This window comes from Alloalcanivorax xenomutans (genome assembly GCF_900217905.1).
In the GTDB taxonomy this organism is placed as follows: Bacteria; Pseudomonadota; Gammaproteobacteria; order Pseudomonadales; family Alcanivoracaceae; genus Alloalcanivorax; species Alloalcanivorax xenomutans.
The window spans coordinates 222191-239626 of the sequence record NZ_OBMO01000002.1 but is presented as its reverse complement, the minus strand read 5'-3'; the positions used below and the strand labels follow the sequence as shown (position 1 = coordinate 239626).

The following is a 17436-nucleotide window of genomic DNA, read 5'->3' as shown; positions in this document are numbered from 1 at the left end:
AGCCGGGGGAGGGGCGTCATCCGTAAGAGCCCTAAGACCGGCTCTTGCGCTTCACTCGGCTGGCCGGGGTGCTATAGTCGAAACAAGGACGATTTTTATGGCCACCGTCCATGGCGGCTACCCCGAAAAGGGTTGGGAAAGGGCCCTGTGAAGGCTTTTGCAGTATCGCGATGTAGGGAGAAGCATTATGGCGGGTCTGTTGGTGAAAGACGTGATGATCAAGCATCCCATGTCCATCCCGGCCGATATGGACCTCACCCTGGTGGTGGACACGCTGCTGCAATACCGCATCACCGGTTTGCCGGTGGTGGATAACGAAACCCGTGTCATCGGCTTCGTGTCGGAGCAGGATTGCCTGCGGCAACTGCTGGTTTCCAGCTATCACAGTGAAGGCGCGGTGCGTGTGGAGCAGGTGATGCACGGTGATCCGCTCACCGTGGACGTGGAGGAATCGTTGGTGGATCTGGCGGAGCTGATGCTCAAACAGAAGCCGAAAATCTATCCGGTGGTGGACGAGAAGCGCCGGCTGATCGGTTTACTGACCCGCGGTCACGTGTTGCGGGCCCTGCGCGACAGCCGGCGCGGTGGCTGAGACTCAGCCATTCCATACAATTCCCGGAGGCGGGCACGGGCTAATCTGTCGTCAATAAAGTCGTGCCGGCCATGGCATAACAACAACAGGGAGGCGGAAGTCATGCGTGATTTAAATACCTTTTTGAGCGACTACGGTGAGAGCCACCGTAATCCGGTGAACCAGTGGGTGCACATCGTCTGTGTGCCGCTGATTTTCATTTCCACACTGGGCCTGTTCTGGTTGATTCCGGTGGGCCGCTGGCTTGGCCTGGAGGGCGCCGCCGCCTATTGGGTCAACGGCGGTTCGATACTGGCGGTGTTGTGCATGCCGTTCTACCTGCGCCTGTCCATGGGCGTATCGTTGTTGATGCTGGGCTGGCTGGCGGTGTCGATCGCGGTGGTCACCGGCATCGATCGCAGCGGTTTGCCACTGGGCTGGACGGCGCTGCTGGTGTGGGTGCTGGCCTGGGCCGGTCAAGCCTGGGGGCATAAAGTGGAAGGCAAGAAGCCGTCGTTCTTCGACGATCTGATCTTTCTGCTGGTGGGGCCGATTTTCGTCAGTCTGGAGCTGATGCATAAACTCGGTCTGAGCCGCACTCCGGGGCACGGCCGCCCTTCCTGACGGGCCGCGCGAGTGCCGTGACGCCGTTATCGCCGCTGTTTATCTGGCAGGGAGGCTGGCTGATGCTGGCCTCCTCTCTGCGTAATCGTCCCCATCGCCATGTGGCCGCCTCATTGCTGGTGGGGCTGGAAGGGCCGCTGCGCGTGCAGATCGCCGGGCACTGGGTGGGTTCGCCGCTGGTCTGGGTGGCACCGGACGTGGAACAGGCCCTGGAAAGCCCTGGCCCGGTGGCGGTACTGCATCTGGATCCCGATGACGGCGCCTGGCGCGGCCTGCCGGTACAGGGGCCGGGCGGCGCCTTGCCGGAGTCGCGTCTGCCGGGCTTTCGGGAGGCCTTGGCGGGTCTCAGGGAGCAGTCCGGGGTAGAGGCCGTGAGAGCCTTGCGTGAGCGTCTGCGGGCCGCCGCGCCACCGCTGGATCCGCGTATCGCCGCGGCCTGCCAGGCCCTGCGCCGGGAAGATCTGGACGGCGCCCGCCTGGCATCGGCGGCCGGGCTGTCCGAATCCCGCTTCCGGCATCTGTTCCGTGAGCAGGTCGGTGTGTCGCTGAAACGCTTCCAACTGCATCTCAAATGCCAGCGCGCGCTGAGGCTATGGCGCGACGGCATGAGCTTCGCCGAATTGGCCGGCGCCGCCGGCTTCTACGATCAACCCCACCTCAATCGTACCCTCCGCGCCATGTTCGACGCGCTGCCTTCCCGTTATGCTAGAGCCTTTCCGGTCCAGGTAGTGCACCTGGATTGTCTCTGACGGCCTTTTTGGCGGCCGTCCCGGCGGTTTGTTGGCGCCGGCTCAATAACAAGGAGCAGCTTATGGAGTACCAACACATCCATACCGCGTTGGCGGAGGATGGCATCCTCACCGTGACTTTGAATCGTCCCGATCGTCTCAATGCCTTTACTCTGCGCATGAAGGACGAGCTGGTGCACGCTTTCGGCGAGGCCAGCAAGGATAACCGGGTGCGAGCGGTGGTGGTTACCGGTTCCGGCCGCGTGTTCTGCGCGGGTATGGAGATGGAACCGGAGGACGGCGGCAACCTGTTTGGTTATGACCGTGCCGACAGTGAAGAACCGCCGCTGGAAGTCATACGCGACTCCGGTGGTGAGGTGTCATTGGCCATTTTCGAATGCCGCAAGCCGGTGATCGCCGCCATCAATGGCGCCGCCGTCGGCGTCGGCATCACCATGACCTTGCCGATGGACTTTCGGGTGGTGGCGGAAGGCGCCAAGATCGGCTTCGTCTTCAGCCAGCGGGGGATTACTCCGGAAGCCTGTTCCACCTGGTTCCTGCCCCGGCTGGTGGGCATGCAACAGGCGTTCGAATGGGTCTACAGCGGTGATATCTTCCTTGCCGAGGAAGGTCTGAACGCCGGTTTGTTCCGCAGTGTTCACCCCCGTGACGAAGTGCTTGAAGCGGCCTATGGTCTGGCCCGCAAGCTGATCGCCAAGAGTTCACCGGTATCGGTGGCGCTGGCCAAACAGATGTTGTGGCGCAACCCTAACTTCGATCATCCGATGCAGGCCCACGCGGTGGAGTCGCGTCTGATTTACCGGTCCAGTGAATACTGGGACGGCAAGGACGGCTTCAAGGCTTTCCTGGAAAAACGCGACCCGGTGTTCGACACCGACCTGAATTCGGTTCCAGCCCAGTTCGATTTCTGGCCGGAACCTCCTTTGCGGTAAGCGCGAGGGCGCTTGCCTTTTTAAACCGTTTGAAGGACTAGGGAAGAGAACAATGAAACGAGAAACCATAGCCATTCACGGTGGCTTCGCCGGTGACCCGGAAACCCATTCCGTGGCGGTGCCGATTTACCAGACCACCAGCTACTACTTCGACAACACCCAGCACGGTGCCGACCTGTTTGACTTGAAAGTGCCGGGCAATATTTATTCACGCATCATGAACCCCACCAATGGCGTGCTGGAAGAGCGCGTGGCGCAACTGGAAGGTGGCATCGGTGCGCTCGCCATGGCCTCAGGCATGGCCGCCATTACCGCGGCGGTGCAGACCCTCGCCCGTGCCGGCGACAATATCGTTTCCGTCAGCCAGCTGTACGGCGGTACCTATAATCTGTTCGCCCACACTCTGCCGACCATGGGCATCGAAGTCCGCATGGCGGATGGCCGTGATGTGCAGGCCATGGCCGCCGCCATCGATGACAACACCAAGGCGGTATTCTGTGAATCCATCGGTAATCCGGCGGGCAATATCGTGGACCTGGCCGCGCTCGCCAAAGTGGCCCATGATGCCGGCGTACCGCTGATCGTCGACAACACCGTGGCGTCTCCGGCGTTGTGCCGGCCGTTCGAGCATGGCGCGGACATCGTGGTGCATTCCCTGACCAAATACATGGGCGGTCATGGCACCACCGTGGGTGGGATCATCGTCGATTCCGGTAATTTCCCCTGGCAGGGCAACGCCCGCTTCCCGCAGTTCAACGAGCCGGATCCCAGCTATCACGGGGTGATTTACACCGAGGCCATGGGCCCGGCGGCGTTTATCGCCCGCGCCCGGGTGGTGCCGTTGCGTAACATGGGCGCGGCGCTGTCGCCGATGAACGCCTTCCTGATTCTGCAGGGTATCGAGACGCTGAATCTGCGCATGGAGCGTCATTGCGAGAATGCCATCAAGGTGGCCCGTTACCTGAAAGCCCACGACAAAGTGGAGTGGGTCAACTATGCCGGGCTGGAAGGTGACCGTGACGCGGAGCTGGCCAAGCGTTACATGGATGGCGGCTTGCCGTCGGCGATTCTCAGTTTTGGTATCAAGGGCGGCCGCGAAGCCGGCGCGCGCTTCATTGATGCGCTGCAAATGATCAAGCGTCTGGTGAATATCGGTGACGCCAAGAGTCTGGCCTGCCACCCCGCCACCACCACGCACCGGCAGCTTAATGACGACGAACTGAAGACCGCCGGCGTGAGCGCCGATCTGGTGCGTCTGTCCATTGGTATCGAGCACGTGGACGATATTCTCGCCGATATCGAGCAGGCCCTGGACGCCGTTTAGTCACCGCGTTCCGCGCGGAACCGGGCCGGCGTGCTGCCGGTCCAGCGTTTGAACGCCTTGACGAAGGCGCTTTCGTCGGAGAATCCCAATTCCTCGGCGATCCGGCCGGCGCGCTCGCCGTCGGCCAGCGCCTGCTCCGCCCGTTCCCGCAGCAGGGTGTCGCGCAACAGCTTGAAGCCGGTGCCTTCATCGGCCAGCTTGCGGATCAGATGGCGCCCGCTCATACCCAGTTGCCCGGCGATACGTTCCTTGCCCCAGTGCGGATGATCGCGGATCAGAGCGCTGACCCGGGCACCCAGGGACGGATTTTCCAGGCGCGCCAGCACGTCATCGGCGAGGCCGCGCAGATGTCGGCACAGGGCCGGGTTGGCGTGAATCAGCGGCAGTCCCAGCTGCTCGGCGTCGAATACCAGAGCGTTGTGATCGGCGTTGAAGTGCACCGGCACCTCCAGCCTGTCATGGTAGCGTGCGGGGTCGCTCTGGGGAGCGTGGCACACCGTCAGACAGGCCGGCCGGAAGGCATCGCCGGTGCTCCAGCGGGTCAGATTCAGCGTGCTCGCCATCACCGCCTCCACCCGGGTGGCCTGGCGAGTATGGTAAAGCGGCTGGTAGCGCAGCTCGCAGCGGTGGGCCGTGACCGCCTGAAAATGAAAGGTGCCGCCCTCTCCGACAATGGGGTGGTAGTCGAGCAGTGACGCCACCGCCTCGCCCAGGGTTTCGCAACTCATCAGGATCATGCCGGCGGTATCCAGGTGCCCCACCTGCAGGGCCAGCCCCAGGTCCACGCCCACCAGTGGATCGGCGGCGGCCCGACAGAACGCTTCCCAGAGGCGGTCCTGGCTGTCCAGATCCACCCGCTCCCGGGCTTCCATCTCCGCCACCAGATCATCGGGCAGACGCAGCCCCAGGCGTTGTGCCGCCTGCAGGATGGCTTGGGAGAAGTGCACCGTCACCGTGGGACTGTGGTTCATGAGCGAAGTCCTGAATTAACCGGGGCCGGGTCGCGAATCAGCCATGCCCGGCCGCCTCGGTAGGATTAGCCTGAAAACAATAACAAAAAGGACAGGTATTCATGTACGCAGTGATCGGTGCCGGACCGATGGGCCTGGCCTCGGCCAGAAACCTCAGTAAACAGGGTTTGCCCTTCGTCGGCTATGAATTGAACAACGACGTGGGCGGTTTGTGGGACATCGACAACCCGCACAGCACCATGTACGAGACCGCCCATCTGATTTCCTCCAAGCGGATGACGGAGTTCCGCGAATTCCCCATGGATGAGCGGGTGGCCACCTATCCTCACCACGCCGAACTGAAGCAGTATTTCCAGGATTACGCCCGCCACTTCGACTTGTACCGGCACTACCGGTTCGGTACCCGGGTGGTCTCGGTGACGCCGGAGGGTGAGGGTTGGCGGGTGACGGCGGAAAAAGACGGCAACCAAGACAGCCGCTACTTCGATGGTGTGCTGATCGCCAGTGGCACCTTGCACACCCCTAACCGGCCGACGCTGCCCGGGCAATTCGAAGGTGAACTGCTGCACGCATGCGATTACCGCGATCCTGTGCTGTTCAAGGACAAACGCGTGTTGATCGTCGGCTGTGGCAATTCCGCCTGCGACATGGCGGTGGATGCGGTACACCAAGCGAAACGCGTGGATCTGTCGGTGCGCCGGGGCTATTACTTCCTGCCCAAATTCATTGGCGGTCGGCCGTCCGACGCCATCGGCGGCAAGCTCAAATTGCCGCGCCGCCTCAAACAGCGGTTGGATGCCTGGCTGATTCGCATGATCATCGGCCGGCCCAGCGACTACGGCCTGCCGGACCCGGATTATCGCCTGTACGAAGCCCATCCGGTGGTCAACTCCCTGGTGCTTCATCACCTGGGCCATGGCGATATCACGCCGCGTTCCGACATCGCCGGCATGCACGGCCGCACCGTCACGTTCACGGACGGGGCCCAGGCCGAATACGACCTGATTCTTCTGGCCACCGGCTACAAGCTGGATTATCCGTTCATCGACAGCGCGCTCCTCAACTGGCGTGGCGCCGCGCCGAGCCTTTATCTGAACCTGTTCCATCCACACTACGACAACCTGTTCATGATGGGCATGATCGAGGCCGCCGGCCTGGGTTGGGAGGGGCGCAACGAGCAGGCGGAGCTGGTGGCGCTGTATTTGAAGCGTCGCGCCGAGGGGCATCCGGCGGCGCGGGAGCTGGCCCGCTTGAAGCGCGAGCGCGCCGGGCAGAGCCTGGATGGCGGTTATCACTATCTGAAGCTGTCGCGCATGGCCTATTACGTGCACAAGGACAGTTATCGGGCCGAGCTGGCCAAACGGCGCCAGGCGCTGCAATAACCGGGAGACCGTTTCATGGGCCCTGATTCCCCGATTGATTTCAGCACCGGCAATCTGATCGTGCTCAACGTGATTCTCGCGTTGATGATGTTCGGTGTGTCTCTTTCCCTGCGCGTGGAGGATTTTCGCCGTGTGCTGCGCATGCCCCAGGCGCCAGCGGCGGGGCTGCTGGCGCAGTTCCTTTTGTTGCCGGCCTTGACCTGCGTGGTGACCTGGGTGCTGGATGTGGAACCGGGGCTGGCGTTGGGCATGATTCTGGTGGCGTCCTGTCCGGGGGGCACCTTTTCCAACATCATGACCTGGCTGGCGCGGGCCAATGTGGCGGTGTCGGTGAGCATGACCGCGGTGTCCAGCCTGGCGGCCACGATACTCACACCGCTCAATTTCGCCTTTTATGGCTGGCTCAATCCCCACACCCGTGATCTGGTCACCGAGATCGCCTTGAACCCCTGGAACATCCTGATGCTGGTGGTTCTGGTCCTGGCGGTACCGCTGCTGCTGGGTATGCTGACCGGCCGCCATTTTCCACGTTTCGCGGTCAGGGCGCAGAAACCCATGCGTGTGTTCACCTTGCTGGTGTTACTGGCCTTTGTCGGTCTGGCTTTCGCCAAGAACCTGGATGTGTTCCTGCAAAACGCCCACCGCATTGTCGCTCTGGTGATTGGGCAGAATACCCTGGCACTGGCGTTGGGGGCCTGCGCCGGCATGATGATGCGGCTCGATCGGGCCGACCGGCGGGCGGTGACCCTGGAAGTGGGTATTCAGAACTCCGGGCTGGGGCTGGCGATCCTGTTCACGTTCTTCCCGCAGGCGGCGGGCATGATTCTGATCGCCGGTTTCTGGGGAGTATGGCACCTGGTCAGCGGCTTGATTCTGGCGTTGATCTGGTCGCGTGGTACCGAACCCGCGCGATCCGGGTGGGAGGCATCATGAGCCGGGTGCTGATCACTGGAGCCGGCGGTTACATCGGCCGCCTGCTTGGCGAGCGGCTGGCCGCCGGGCACACCGTGCTGGGGCTGGATGTGCGGGTACCGGCGGATTTGCCATTCGAGTGCCGGCAGGGCGACATCCGTGATCCGGCTCTGGCGGAGCTGATGCGGGAGTGGCGCATCGATACCGTGGTGCACCTGGCGGCGGTACTGGAGGATTCCGGCAATCGAGCGCGTGACCACGACATCGATGTTAACGGCACCCGCAATGTGCTCGATGCCTGTCTGATCGCCGGCGTCACCCAACTTATCGTCACCAGTTCCGGCGCCGCCTACGGCTACCATCCGGACAATCCGGCCTGGCTGGATGAGCAGGACCCGCTGCGTGGCAATCCGGAGTTCGCTTACTCCGATCACAAACGTTTGGTGGAAGAAATGCTGGCGGGTTATCGCCATCGCCATCCGGACTTACGGCAACTGATTCTGCGGCCGGGTACGGTGCTGGGGGAAAGCACCCGCAATCAGATCACCGCCCTGTTCGAGCGCAAGCGGATTCTCGCCATCGCCGGTTCCGATTCGCCGTTCGTGTTCGTCTGGGATCAGGACGTGGTGGGCGCCATTGCCCGCGGCGTGGAAACCGGCGCCGAAGGGATCTACAACCTGGCCGGCGACGGTGCTCTCACGGTGCGGCAAGTGGCTTCGATACTGGACAAGCCGCTGTTGGTCCTGCCCGCGGGTGTGTTGCGCGCGGTACTGTGGTTGGGGCACCGGCTGGGGCTTACCGTCCATGCGCCGGAGAAAATCAATTTTCTGCGTTACCGGCCGGTGCTTGGCAATCGCCGTTTGAAGGAGGAGTTCGGTTATTACCCGCAAAAAACCTCCGAGCAGACGTTCCGCTTTTTCGCTGAACGGGCCCGTGCCCGGGGGCAGCTATGACCGATAACACCGCGACTACCACGTTGATTACCGGCGCCGCCTCCGGCCTGGGCTGGGCTCTGGCCCAAGCGGCTTTCCAGCGTGGCCACCGGCTTATTCTGGTGGACCGCGACGCCATGGCGCTCGCCAACAAAAGTGAGCAACTGGCCGCCATGGATCCGTCGCGGGTGACGCATTTCGCCCTGGACCTCACCGACGGCCCGGAGCGCGATTGTTTGATTGAGCGGATCGCGGCCCGGGGGCGCCTGGATGTGCTGATCAACAACGCCGGTATTACCCATCGTTCGTTGGCGGCGCGCACCGAACTGAGGGTCTTTCGCCAGGTCATGGCGGTGGACTGGGAGGCGCCGGTAGCCCTGACTCTGGGGTGCCTGCCGTTGCTGCGAGACAGTGGTGGCTGCGTGATCAATATTGGCTCCATGGCCGGCTGGATGCCGGTGCTGGGGCGGGCCGGTTATTGCAGCGCCAAGGCCGCGCTGGCGCAGTTCTTCGAGGTATTGCGTGGCGAAGTGGCGGATCAGGGCGTCGGTGTGCTGATGGTGTACCCCAGCTTCCTGGCCACGCCGATCGAAAGCAATGCCCTGGGTTTCGACGGCAAACCCGCCGCTCATGCCCGCTCCTCGGTGGGCAGGGTGCGTAGCGCCGGGTGGATGGCGGAGCGCGTTATGGATGCCTTTGAGCGGGGTGAAAAACGCCTGTTCCCAGATCGTTTCACACTGTTGGCCAGCCTGCTGTGGCGGCTGGCGCCGGACCTTTATCATCGGCTGATGCGCCGTCGCTTCGCCGTGGAACTGGAGACCTGACTGCCTGAAGCGATGTTCCGCTGGATAAGAAGTCCTGTTTGTTCCGCATGTCGCCACTGGCCGGAGCGGCCCTGGTGATCTAGCATCGACGGCAGCAGTCAGGAGATCAGCAGTATGTCCAGTGTGGAAATTCGTCCGGTGAGCGGGATCGCCGTGGAACCCTGGTTGGATGAGTTGGCCGGATTACGCATCCGGGTGTTTCGCGATTACCCCTATCTCTACGATGGGGATCCGGACTATGAGCGCCGTTATCTGGATCGCTATGCGAGGTCCGACCGCAGCCTGTTCGTGTTGGCGCTGGAATACAACCGGGTAGTGGGTGTGGCGTCGGCGTTGCCGCTGGAAGACGCGGACGAGGAATTTCTGGTGCCGTTCCAGCAACGGGGGCCCTCGCCGGAGCAGGTCTATTATTTCGGTGAGTCGGTGCTGTTGCCTGAATATCGAGGCCAGGGGATCGGCCATCGCTTTTTCGATTTGCGTGAGTTGTACGCCAGTGATTTCGGCTTCTCCACCACTGCCTTCTGTAGCGTGGTTCGGGCCACGGATGACCCTCGCCAGCCGCGAGGATACACCGGCCTGGAATCGTTCTGGCGCGGCCGCGGGTACCGTCCGGCGGCGGGATTGACCACCGGCTTTTGCTGGCGCGATCTGGGAGAGCAGGAAGAAACACGGAAAACCATGCAGTTCTGGTTGCGTGATGCCCCGGAATAAATGTAAAACTTCCCAGGTGTAGGACGTCCTTCTCGCGCCCGTGGCCCGTGGCTGTCTATAGTCCTGGTGGCAACGGAGGAGCCGCTATGGATTGGTCTAACCGGGGAGCCGGAACTCTCAAACGTCTGGCAATCATTATTTCCCTCGCCCTGATCGCCTTGTTCATCGCCATGGTGGTGGCCGGGTGATTTCTCTCCTGTCAATGCTCTCGCCGGGCAGGTTCCGGCGGGCCAACGTCACACCAATCTAAATTTCTGATGCAAATGCGTCATTGATTGGATTCCTGTCGGCCCATTTTCTGGGCCAAGATATCCGGCAGTTAAGCGGGATGTGTCTGTCCGCGTTTCGGCTCGGCTATTGGAAATCAGTGAAGAGGCCCGGGGATCGAGAATGAAATGGCGCAACGATGATCAGCGTTACGGTGCCGTCACCGTGGGGTTGCATTGGCTGGTGGCCTTGGTGGTGTTCGCCTTGTTCGGCCTTGGGCTGTACATGGTGGAACTGGATTATTACCACCCGTGGTATCGCAGCGCGCCGCACTGGCATCGCAGTATTGGACTGCTGCTGTTGGCGGTGGTGCTGGTGCGGCTGATCTGGCGGGTGCTGTCGCCGCCGCCAGCGGCGCCCGAACAACACCGCGCCTGGGAGAAAGCCGGTGCCAGACTGGCTCATTGGGCACTGTATTTGCTGTTGTTGGTGGCGATGGTCAGCGGTTATCTGATCAGTACCGCCGATGGCGCGCCGATCCAGGTGTTCAACTGGTTCTCGATGCCGTCATTGACCGGTCGCCGCAGTGGTCTCGAGGATCTTGCCGGAGCCGTGCATTACTGGGCGACCTGGGCGGTGATCGTACTGGCCGCGCTGCATGCGCTGGCGGCGCTCAAGCACCACTTCATCGATCGCGACGATACCTTGCGCCGTATTTTCGGGCTGGCTCCCCGCCGGCCATCATCCCATCGTTAATCCAAGGAGAACGACCCATGTTCAAGCTGTTCACCGCTCCCGTGCTGGCTTTGATGTCGGCGTTGATGCTGAGCTCCGCGGCTTTGGCCGCCGATAAGCCCGCTGGGACCTACCACTTCGATACCGAAGGGCAGCACCAGTTCATCATGTTCAAGATTTCCCATCTGGGTTACAGCTGGTTGTATGGCCGCTTCAACGATTTCGATGGCGCTTTCACCGTGGATGCCGACAATCCGGAAAACAGCACCGTGGAAGCCACTATTCAAACGGCCAGTCTGGACAGTAACCACGCTGAGCGTGACAAGCATCTGCGCAGTGCTGATTTCCTCGACGTGAGCAAGTATCCGACCGCCACCTTCAAGAGCACCGGGATCGAAAAAACCGGCGATGACAGCGCCCGGATCACCGGTGATTTCACGCTGCACGGTGTCACCAAGCCGGTCACTCTGGATGCCAAATTGATCGGCTACGGCGATGATCCCTGGGGCGGCTACCGTATGGGGCTGGAGGCGTCCACCACCTTGAAACTGGCGGACTTCGGCATCACCACAAACCTGGGACCGGCCTCGGAAACGGTGGAAATCATCATCTCCGTGGAAGGTGTGCGGCAGTAATCGTCAGAGGCCGGACGCTTAGGCGTCCGGCTTCAATCCAACCGCTGCAAGATCACCGCCGGGTTCTCCGCGTACACCACTCGCCAACCGTCCCGCCGCGCCAGCCAGGCGAAAGTCTCCGGTTTCCAGAAACAAACGTGGGTTGGATCACGACGGTAGTGCCAGCGTGGAAAGTGAGCGTCGTCGGTGAGCCAGCGGGTCATCAGGCCGAGCCAGCCGCCGGGGCGCACCAATTGGGCAAAGCGGGTCCACTCACGGTGGGGCCAGTGCAAATGCTCGATCACCTCGGTGCAAGTGACGAAGTCATATTGCCGTGTCAGCACGTCCGCCTCAGGATGATATAGCGGGTCATACAGAGCCATGGCAAAACCGCGTTCGCGCATCAAGTGTGCCAACGCCGGCCCGGGGCCGCAGCCGTAATCCAGCCCGTTGGCGCCAGCCGGCAGCTGTTCGGTCAGCGGTGCCGCCACCTGATCTAGAAAGCGGCGATAGCCGGCGTCTCCAGGGTCGTTCTGGTGCAGATCGTACTGGGCTTTCTCCTGATCCCGATCGGGCAACTGGCCCTGATCCAGAAAAGTCAGTTGGCAACGGGAGCAGCGCCAATAATCGCGGCCTTCCACATTGGCGAAGAGCCGGGTATCGCTGGCCCGGCACAGGCGGCAGGTTACCTTCACAGTGCCAGCCAGTCGCCCAGGGCACGGTAGGTGCGGGCATCGGAGAGCATGGCCATGTGGCCCATGCCGTGGAACAGAGCCCGGGTCAGTTGTGGCGCGTCCGGGTAGAGGCGGCGGGCGAGAGCGCTGTCGACCCCCACCAGCCAGTCGCCCAGCGGCTCCGGAGTACGGTGTTCACTCAGGGTGCCGGCCAGAAACAGATGCTGGATGTGGTCGTCCAGCGGCACTTTGCTGCGTGGGCGGGGCGCGTCTTCCGGCAAACCTTGCCACTGTTCCTCGACCACATAGCCGAAGCGCAAATCGCGGATACCGTCGGAGCGCAAATTGCCCAGCCGCATCAGCGGGCGGGAATAGGGGGTGACCGCCAGTAGCCGGTTGGCCTGGTTACCCACCTGCTCCAGCAGAGCCCCCTGATGGGGCGAACCGAGGCAAGCCAGGTGCGATACCCGTTCGACCCAGCGGTGGCCATGCTGGCGGGCATGGTGCACGGCGCTGCGGGCGAGCAGGCCGCCCATGCTGTGTCCGATCAGGATCAGCCGTGGCGGCAGGGGCGTGTGTTCAAGCAGCCGGGACAGGCGGGCACCGTTGTCGGAAATATGGCGGCCGGTGTTGTAGCGCAGATAGGCGATATCCGCATTGAAGACACTTTCGAGGCGCCGGTTGAAGCGTTGCTGCGCGGTGTGTTGCCAGCAGCTTTCATTCATGCACAGGCCGTGCAGATACAAGACCAGTGCGTCGCGCTCCGGCTGCGGCCGTGGCGGATGCAGCGTCATGGGCAGGGCGTAATGGCTGCGCTGGGCGCTGAGCAACTGGCCGAAGATGCCATTGAGGACACTTTGCAGATCGAGATAACTGACCCGGCGATAGGGATCCGCGGCCAGGGCGCCAAGGGCGGCGACTTCTCCGGCGTGGCGCAGGCCCAGGCGCACCGCCCCGTAGATCCGCGGCGCCGGCACATAGTCGGCACCGCGCCAGCCCAGCGGATTGGCGATGGCGCCGTGCATGTCTTGTACCACCTGGGTGATTTCACTCCCCATGGCGGTGATCAACTGGGTCAGGCCGCCCAGCTGCCGTCCAATGCGCTTCATTCCTGGTCCTCCGCCAGGAAGCATAGCAAGGGCGCCGCGGGGCTCCCAGCGCACATGTGTGACCGCGCGGTCACGATGGCCATCCCTATTGCTATACAATGCGCGGCCTCCCTGTCCAACGGAGCCTTCGATGACCCCTGAACAGCAGTTCAGCCGCTGGGTGCGCCGTGCCCTGGTGGTGTTCGCCCTGGTATTCACTTATGTGGTCTGGATGGACCTGCATGCGCCTTTGACCACTTTGTCGAGAGTGCAGCGTTATGTGGTGCAGGTGGCGCCGCAGGTGGCCGGAGAGGTGACCGGTGTGGCGGTGACCAACGGCGATCACGTGAATCAGGGGGACCTGCTGTTCACCGTGGCGGAGCAGGATTACCGGCTGATCATGGATGGCGCGGAACTACGGGTGGCGGAGGCCGGGCAGGATAACGCCGTATTATTGGCGGACCTGGCCGGCGCCCGTGCCCGTGAGACCAGCGCCCGGGCGACGCTGGAGGAGGCGCGACGGCAGCGCCAGCGGCTGAAGAACCTGTTCGAGGGCGGGGCGGTGTCGCGCCAGGAATGGGAACAGGGTGAGCTGGCGGTGGATAACGCCGAGTCCGAACTGGAGTCGGCCCGGGCCGCCATCCGCAGCCTGGAAACCCGTCTGGGCGAGGACAAGGAACACAATCTGGCCCTGGCCCAGGCCATGAACGAGCTGGAAAAGGCGCGCCTGGATTGGTCGCGAACCCGCATCACCGCGCCGGTGGCCGGGGTGGTGGACAATCTGCAGCTGGAGTCGGGGACCTACGCCAATGCCCGTGAGCCTCTGGTCAGCCTGATCGCCGATGCGCCGGTCTGGGTAGCGGCGGATTTCCGCGAAAAGAGCCTGCGGGACGTGCACCCCGGTGATCGTGCCGAAATCGTTTTCGATGCCTGGCCCGGACGGGTATTCGAGGCCCGGGTGCAATCCATGGGCAAAGGGGTTCGCGATGGCCAGGGCGTGCCGGACGGCCAACTGGCTCAAGTGGAAAATACCGACCGCTGGGTGCGTGACGCGCAAAGGGTACGGGTGCGGCTGGTACTGGAAGACAGTGAGGAAAATCTGCCGTTGCGGGTCGGCGCGCGTACCACCGTGCAGCTTTATCCACGGGATGGACTGGCGTGGCTCAGTCACGGCTTCGGCTGGCTGCAGATCCGCATGCTCTCCCTGCTGCACTACCTGTACTGAGCGGGGCTGGTATGGCGGCACATGACGCTCTCAGCCTGACCCAGGATCAATTCCGGCAATGCCTGCGTATCAGCCTGGGTTCCCTGATCGGGTTCGGCTTCGCCCACCTGACTCAGTGGAGTACCGGCCTGTTTTTCTGCGTTTACCCGGTGCTGCTGCTGGGCATGGTGCCGCGATTCAGTACCCATGCCAGCCTGCAGTTCGTGGCGGCGTCGCTGGTCAACGTGGTGGAGGTCTATGTGCTGGCCGGCATGTTCGGTGACCAGCCGCTATTGATGACCCCTCTGGCCTGGTCGCTGTTCGCCATTCGTTTCTATTGCATGGCCAGCGGGCGCTTTTTCCTGTTTGGCGCCAATGGCCTGGTCTCCTCCAGCGTGCTGTTCCATTTCGCCAGCTATCCGGACATGGACTTCGGCGGCATGGCCAAGGCCAATGTGGCGGCCTCACTGTTGACGGTGGCGGTGGCCTGGCTACTGTGCGGTCTGTTTCCGCCGAAGCTGGCCGCCGCGCCGCCCTCGCCACCGCAAAAGAGCCCGGAGCAGTTGCGGCACCAGGTGTTGCTGGGGTCGACGGTCGCCACCGTCAGTTTCCTGGTCTTCCAGATTTTTGACTTGCGCGATTCGCTGTCCGCTCAGGTCACCACCTTGTTGATGTTGTTCCCGATGACCTATGCCGGGGCGCTGCAGTACGGTCGTGCACGGGCGGTGGGCGTGCTGCTGGGTTGCAATGCCGCGTTGCTGATTCAACTGCTGTTATACGATTGGTATTCAAACTGGCTGCTGGTCGGCCCGCTTTACTGGGTGGCGCTGATGTTTTTTGCCCGGCGGCATGTCAGGGAAGGCGTCAGCGGCGTGGGGTTTGCCGGGGCGACCACCATCGCGGTGATTTTTGGGCAGTATTTATTACCGCAGCAGGACGCGATTTATCAGACGCTATACCGATTCAGTTCCATTACCGTGGCGGTGGTGGTGGCGCTGACGGTGATATATATAGTCCATAAAATGCTCAATTTGTTGCCTGCCACCCGTTATACCGTTTCGTAAAATCATCATGGATATTCGTAAAATCCCAGGAAAACGCCGGACATGTAGCTGACATAAAACGGGGAAAAGCCTAGATTTGCTGCAACGTTCATGGATACGTGCAAGGAGCAATTATGCGTACGTTCAGTAAAGGTTTTGTCGTTGTGTTGTTTGGTGCCCTGCTGGGGCTGGCTGCCTGTGATCAACAGGAAGGCCCGATGGAGAAAGCGGGTGAAAAAGTGGATCAGGCCGTGGACGATATGACCAACGAAGGGCCTATGGAAAAAGCAGGCGAGAGCGCTGACGAAACCTGGCAGGATACCAAGGAAGCCAGTAAGGAAGCCCTGGATAAGACCAAGCAGGCTGGTGAGGATGCCTGGGAAAAAACCAAGGAAACCGGTGAAAACGTTAAAGACGCGGTTACCGGCGAAAACCAAAACTGATCTTTTCGTTGCAGTCTGAAAACACGCCGCTCCCCCGGTGGCGTGTTGATTTTCCGGCGGCGCCCGCGCCGTCGGCGATCTTCTTTTCCCGCCGCCGCGGGTGTCATGCCCAACCGATACAATCGGCTACATCCATTCACGCAAACGGCACTGTTTCCCTCTTTGGTGACTCCGGTCGAACTGACTAGAGTTACAACCCGGTTGCCGTGATTGTGAGTGACCGGGAAACCGCGCTCCGTTTTCCCCAGTGTGAGGTGGACCCATGGGATGCCAGGAACAGATCGATGCCGGGGATTACCCCGTCGACCTCGCCCTGTGCGCGATTCAGGGGCGTGTGCAAGCCTTGCAGGAGTATCTGGCGGTGTCCCGTTCCATGGTGCGCAACCGGCATGCCCGCGCCAGGGAACTGCGGCGTGACATTCGGCGGTTGCGGGCCTGGGCACTGTACCTGAGTGAATCCCGCCGGCGGCCCTGGTGGTGGCGCTGGCTGAGCCATGGGGCCCGCCGTACCACCCTTGAACGGGGCGCGACGAATAGCGGTCGCAGCGGGCTGGGGTCAAGAGGGGTGCAACGTCTCAGTGCCTTCAGTGTGGTGGAGCGGGCGTATGCCGCCCTGCAGGAGGAATACCAGGGACGGCTGCTGACGCTGCGCCTGGCACAGTCCCGCCATCCGTTGACGAACCGTATTGCCGTCATTGACGAAATGGAGCAACGCGTTCAACTGTTGACCTCCATGAGGGCTTTGCTGGCCCGGCACCCCGCGGGCGTTACCCTGGTTTGCTCGGTGATCAGTCCAGCGCTGCGCGTCCGCCACTGGCTGGGATTTCGTGAAGAGTCCGTGTTCACGGTGCGCCAATGATCGAAACGGGTCCGGTATTTACTCTGGCCGACATCAAGCAAAGCGGCAGCAGCGACGAAGAGGCGATGGCGCTGGTATTGCGCTGGCTGGAGAGCGGCCGGGTGCGGCAGGTGGCGCCGCCGAGGCCGGTGTTTGTCCGTTGCGCGGTTGGTGAGGTTCTGGCCGACGAGCATCTGGCCACCGCCTTGCGATTGGCCTTTCCCTCCCTGGTGATCATCGGTGGCTCGGCGTTATGGCGGCATCAGGTCAGCCGTGAACGGGATGCCCGGCTCGACTGCGCGGTCTCCGAGGAAACCGACGGTTGTGTGTTTTCATCCGTACGCCTGCACCGGCGGCCCGTTGAGTGGCTTCGGGAAGTGTCTCAAGCCGGCGGCTTGAGCGGGCAATGGTTGCGGGTACCGCTGCTGTCGCCGGAGATGGCGGTGGCGGATGCCGCCGCGTTCACCGATGTGTGGGTGCCCGATCGGGACTCGGTGGATTGGAACCGTCTCGACCCGCAAGCCATCAGCACGGCCCAACGTATCATGCGTTCGCTGTCCGGGTAGCCTGAACCCGTCCCGCTTGCGGCTCGCCCGCCTTGACCCTGTCCGGCCCGTGGGGTTATAAATGCGAATCGTTATCATAATTTGTTGCCTCT

At 62.3% G+C, this 17436-nt stretch carries 20 protein-coding genes; 17 read left to right on the top strand and 3 right to left on the bottom strand.

The genetic code is table 11. From position 1 onward, the window contains the following. Positions 1-187: 187 nt before the first annotated feature. From CRO06_RS02725 to CRO06_RS02705, 5 genes are all read left to right on the top strand, one after another. Positions 188-592 (top strand): CBS domain-containing protein, encoded by a 405-nt coding sequence (locus CRO06_RS02725; protein ID WP_022994702.1) that lies wholly within the window; start codon positions 188-190, stop codon positions 590-592. A gap of 102 nt (positions 593-694) precedes the next feature. Beyond that, on the top strand, positions 695-1195 hold the full coding sequence (locus tag CRO06_RS02720; protein ID WP_022994703.1) for an Mpo1 family 2-hydroxy fatty acid dioxygenase: 501 nt from the start codon (positions 695-697) through the stop codon (positions 1193-1195). A gap of 62 nt (positions 1196-1257) precedes the next feature. Beyond that, positions 1258-1944, top strand: a complete 687-nt coding sequence (locus CRO06_RS02715; RefSeq protein WP_022994704.1) for a helix-turn-helix domain-containing protein — start codon at positions 1258-1260, stop codon at positions 1942-1944. A 62-nt stretch (positions 1945-2006) separates the two neighbouring features. Next, positions 2007-2876, top strand: a complete 870-nt coding sequence (locus CRO06_RS02710; protein WP_022994705.1) for a crotonase/enoyl-CoA hydratase family protein — start codon at positions 2007-2009, stop codon at positions 2874-2876. A 52-nt stretch (positions 2877-2928) separates the two neighbouring features. Next, entirely contained in the window at positions 2929-4200 is a 1272-nt protein-coding gene (locus tag CRO06_RS02705) for an O-acetylhomoserine aminocarboxypropyltransferase/cysteine synthase family protein (RefSeq protein WP_026948359.1), read from the top strand. Here the strand turns inward: CRO06_RS02705 and CRO06_RS02700 are convergent. Next, positions 4197-5171 carry an AraC family transcriptional regulator gene (locus CRO06_RS02700; protein WP_097057682.1) on the bottom strand — a complete coding sequence of 325 codons (975 nt, stop codon included), beginning with the start codon at positions 5169-5171 and terminating at the stop codon, positions 4197-4199. The two genes, CRO06_RS02705 and CRO06_RS02700, sit on opposite strands and share 4 nt — an antisense overlap. Before the next feature lie 101 nt (positions 5172-5272). Here CRO06_RS02700 and CRO06_RS02695 point away from each other — a divergent pair, with 101 nt between their 5' ends. From CRO06_RS02695 to CRO06_RS02665, 7 genes are all read left to right on the top strand, one after another. Beyond that, positions 5273-6553 (top strand): flavin-containing monooxygenase, encoded by a 1281-nt coding sequence (locus tag CRO06_RS02695; protein ID WP_055100370.1) that lies wholly within the window; start codon positions 5273-5275, stop codon positions 6551-6553. Between the two features lie 15 nt (positions 6554-6568). Further along, complete coding sequence (locus CRO06_RS02690; RefSeq protein ID WP_097057681.1) at positions 6569-7486, top strand: bile acid:sodium symporter family protein; 918 nt, start codon at positions 6569-6571, stop codon at positions 7484-7486. Then, positions 7483-8418 carry an SDR family oxidoreductase gene (locus CRO06_RS02685; RefSeq protein WP_022994710.1) on the top strand — a complete coding sequence of 312 codons (936 nt, stop codon included), beginning with the start codon at positions 7483-7485 and terminating at the stop codon, positions 8416-8418. The genes CRO06_RS02690 and CRO06_RS02685 overlap by 4 nt, the downstream gene beginning before the upstream one ends. Further along, entirely contained in the window at positions 8415-9221 is an 807-nt protein-coding gene (locus CRO06_RS02680) for an SDR family NAD(P)-dependent oxidoreductase (RefSeq protein WP_097057680.1), read from the top strand. Before CRO06_RS02685 ends, CRO06_RS02680 begins: the two co-directional genes overlap by 4 nt. A 114-nt stretch (positions 9222-9335) precedes the next feature. Next, positions 9336-9932, top strand: a complete 597-nt coding sequence (locus CRO06_RS02675) for a GNAT family N-acetyltransferase (RefSeq protein ID WP_022994712.1) — start codon at positions 9336-9338, stop codon at positions 9930-9932. A gap of 390 nt (positions 9933-10322) precedes the next feature. Next, a complete protein-coding gene (locus tag CRO06_RS02670) occupies positions 10323-10895 on the top strand; it encodes a cytochrome b (RefSeq protein ID WP_022994714.1) in 573 nt (190 codons plus the stop codon). Between the two features lie 17 nt (positions 10896-10912). After that, complete coding sequence (locus tag CRO06_RS02665; protein ID WP_063141197.1) at positions 10913-11509, top strand: YceI family protein; 597 nt, start codon at positions 10913-10915, stop codon at positions 11507-11509. Positions 11510-11541: 32 nt separating this feature from the next. On the opposite strand, the gene CRO06_RS02660 is transcribed toward CRO06_RS02665, so the two are convergent. Together CRO06_RS02660 and CRO06_RS02655 are read right to left on the bottom strand one after the other, a co-directional pair. Further along, positions 11542-12183, bottom strand: a complete 642-nt coding sequence (locus CRO06_RS02660; protein ID WP_035450471.1) for a class I SAM-dependent methyltransferase — start codon at positions 12181-12183, stop codon at positions 11542-11544. Then, positions 12180-13271 (bottom strand): alpha/beta fold hydrolase, encoded by a 1092-nt coding sequence (locus tag CRO06_RS02655; protein ID WP_022994717.1) that lies wholly within the window; start codon positions 13269-13271, stop codon positions 12180-12182. The genes CRO06_RS02660 and CRO06_RS02655 overlap by 4 nt, the downstream gene beginning before the upstream one ends. 130 nt (positions 13272-13401) lie before the next feature. Here CRO06_RS02655 and CRO06_RS02650 point away from each other — a divergent pair, with 130 nt between their 5' ends. The 5 genes from CRO06_RS02650 (at position 13402) to CRO06_RS02630 (ending at position 17344) form a co-directional block, all read left to right on the top strand. Beyond that, positions 13402-14475 carry an HlyD family secretion protein gene (locus CRO06_RS02650; protein WP_022994718.1) on the top strand — a complete coding sequence of 358 codons (1074 nt, stop codon included), beginning with the start codon at positions 13402-13404 and terminating at the stop codon, positions 14473-14475. Between the two features lie 11 nt (positions 14476-14486). Beyond that, the gene (locus CRO06_RS02645) at positions 14487-15518 is read left to right on the top strand and encodes a DUF2955 domain-containing protein (protein ID WP_097057679.1); all 1032 of its coding nucleotides are present in this window, start codon (positions 14487-14489) and stop codon (positions 15516-15518) included. Positions 15519-15631: 113 nt separating this feature from the next. Continuing rightward, positions 15632-15940 carry a hypothetical protein gene (locus CRO06_RS02640; protein WP_022994720.1) on the top strand — a complete coding sequence of 103 codons (309 nt, stop codon included), beginning with the start codon at positions 15632-15634 and terminating at the stop codon, positions 15938-15940. Positions 15941-16202: 262 nt separating this feature from the next. Further along, positions 16203-16799 carry a hypothetical protein gene (locus CRO06_RS02635; RefSeq protein WP_097057678.1) on the top strand — a complete coding sequence of 199 codons (597 nt, stop codon included), beginning with the start codon at positions 16203-16205 and terminating at the stop codon, positions 16797-16799. Further along, the gene (locus CRO06_RS02630) at positions 16796-17344 is read left to right on the top strand and encodes a hypothetical protein (protein WP_022994722.1); all 549 of its coding nucleotides are present in this window, start codon (positions 16796-16798) and stop codon (positions 17342-17344) included. The genes CRO06_RS02635 and CRO06_RS02630 overlap by 4 nt, the downstream gene beginning before the upstream one ends. Positions 17345-17436 lie beyond the last annotated feature (92 nt).

Excerpts from the sequence above, each read along its gene's own strand:
- CRO06_RS02675 (WP_022994712.1), top strand. The coding sequence starts at position 9,336 with ATGTCCAGTGTGGAAATTCGTCCGGTGAGCGGGATCGCCGTGGAACCC.
- CRO06_RS02650 (WP_022994718.1), top strand. The coding sequence starts at position 13,402 with ATGACCCCTGAACAGCAGTTCAGCCGCTGGGTGCGCCGTGCCCTGGTG.
- CRO06_RS02715 (WP_022994704.1), top strand. The coding sequence starts at position 1,258 with ATGCTGGCCTCCTCTCTGCGTAATCGTCCCCATCGCCATGTGGCCGCC.
- CRO06_RS02695 (WP_055100370.1), top strand. The coding sequence starts at position 5,273 with ATGTACGCAGTGATCGGTGCCGGACCGATGGGCCTGGCCTCGGCCAGA.
- CRO06_RS02655 (WP_022994717.1), bottom strand. The coding sequence starts at position 13,271 with ATGAAGCGCATTGGACGGCAGCTGGGCGGCCTGACCCAGTTGATCACC.
- CRO06_RS02700 (WP_097057682.1), bottom strand. The coding sequence starts at position 5,171 with ATGAACCACAGTCCCACGGTGACGGTGCACTTCTCCCAAGCCATCCTG.
- CRO06_RS02640 (WP_022994720.1), top strand. The coding sequence starts at position 15,632 with ATGCGTACGTTCAGTAAAGGTTTTGTCGTTGTGTTGTTTGGTGCCCTG.
- CRO06_RS02720 (WP_022994703.1), top strand. The coding sequence starts at position 695 with ATGCGTGATTTAAATACCTTTTTGAGCGACTACGGTGAGAGCCACCGT.
- CRO06_RS02645 (WP_097057679.1), top strand. The coding sequence starts at position 14,487 with ATGGCGGCACATGACGCTCTCAGCCTGACCCAGGATCAATTCCGGCAA.
- CRO06_RS02665 (WP_063141197.1), top strand. The coding sequence starts at position 10,913 with ATGTTCAAGCTGTTCACCGCTCCCGTGCTGGCTTTGATGTCGGCGTTG.
- CRO06_RS02630 (WP_022994722.1), top strand. The coding sequence starts at position 16,796 with ATGATCGAAACGGGTCCGGTATTTACTCTGGCCGACATCAAGCAAAGC.
- CRO06_RS02710 (WP_022994705.1), top strand. The coding sequence starts at position 2,007 with ATGGAGTACCAACACATCCATACCGCGTTGGCGGAGGATGGCATCCTC.
- CRO06_RS02685 (WP_022994710.1), top strand. The coding sequence starts at position 7,483 with ATGAGCCGGGTGCTGATCACTGGAGCCGGCGGTTACATCGGCCGCCTG.
- CRO06_RS02705 (WP_026948359.1), top strand. The coding sequence starts at position 2,929 with ATGAAACGAGAAACCATAGCCATTCACGGTGGCTTCGCCGGTGACCCG.
- CRO06_RS02690 (WP_097057681.1), top strand. The coding sequence starts at position 6,569 with ATGGGCCCTGATTCCCCGATTGATTTCAGCACCGGCAATCTGATCGTG.
- CRO06_RS02635 (WP_097057678.1), top strand. The coding sequence starts at position 16,203 with ATGGGATGCCAGGAACAGATCGATGCCGGGGATTACCCCGTCGACCTC.
- CRO06_RS02725 (WP_022994702.1), top strand. The coding sequence starts at position 188 with ATGGCGGGTCTGTTGGTGAAAGACGTGATGATCAAGCATCCCATGTCC.
- CRO06_RS02670 (WP_022994714.1), top strand. The coding sequence starts at position 10,323 with ATGAAATGGCGCAACGATGATCAGCGTTACGGTGCCGTCACCGTGGGG.
- CRO06_RS02680 (WP_097057680.1), top strand. The coding sequence starts at position 8,415 with ATGACCGATAACACCGCGACTACCACGTTGATTACCGGCGCCGCCTCC.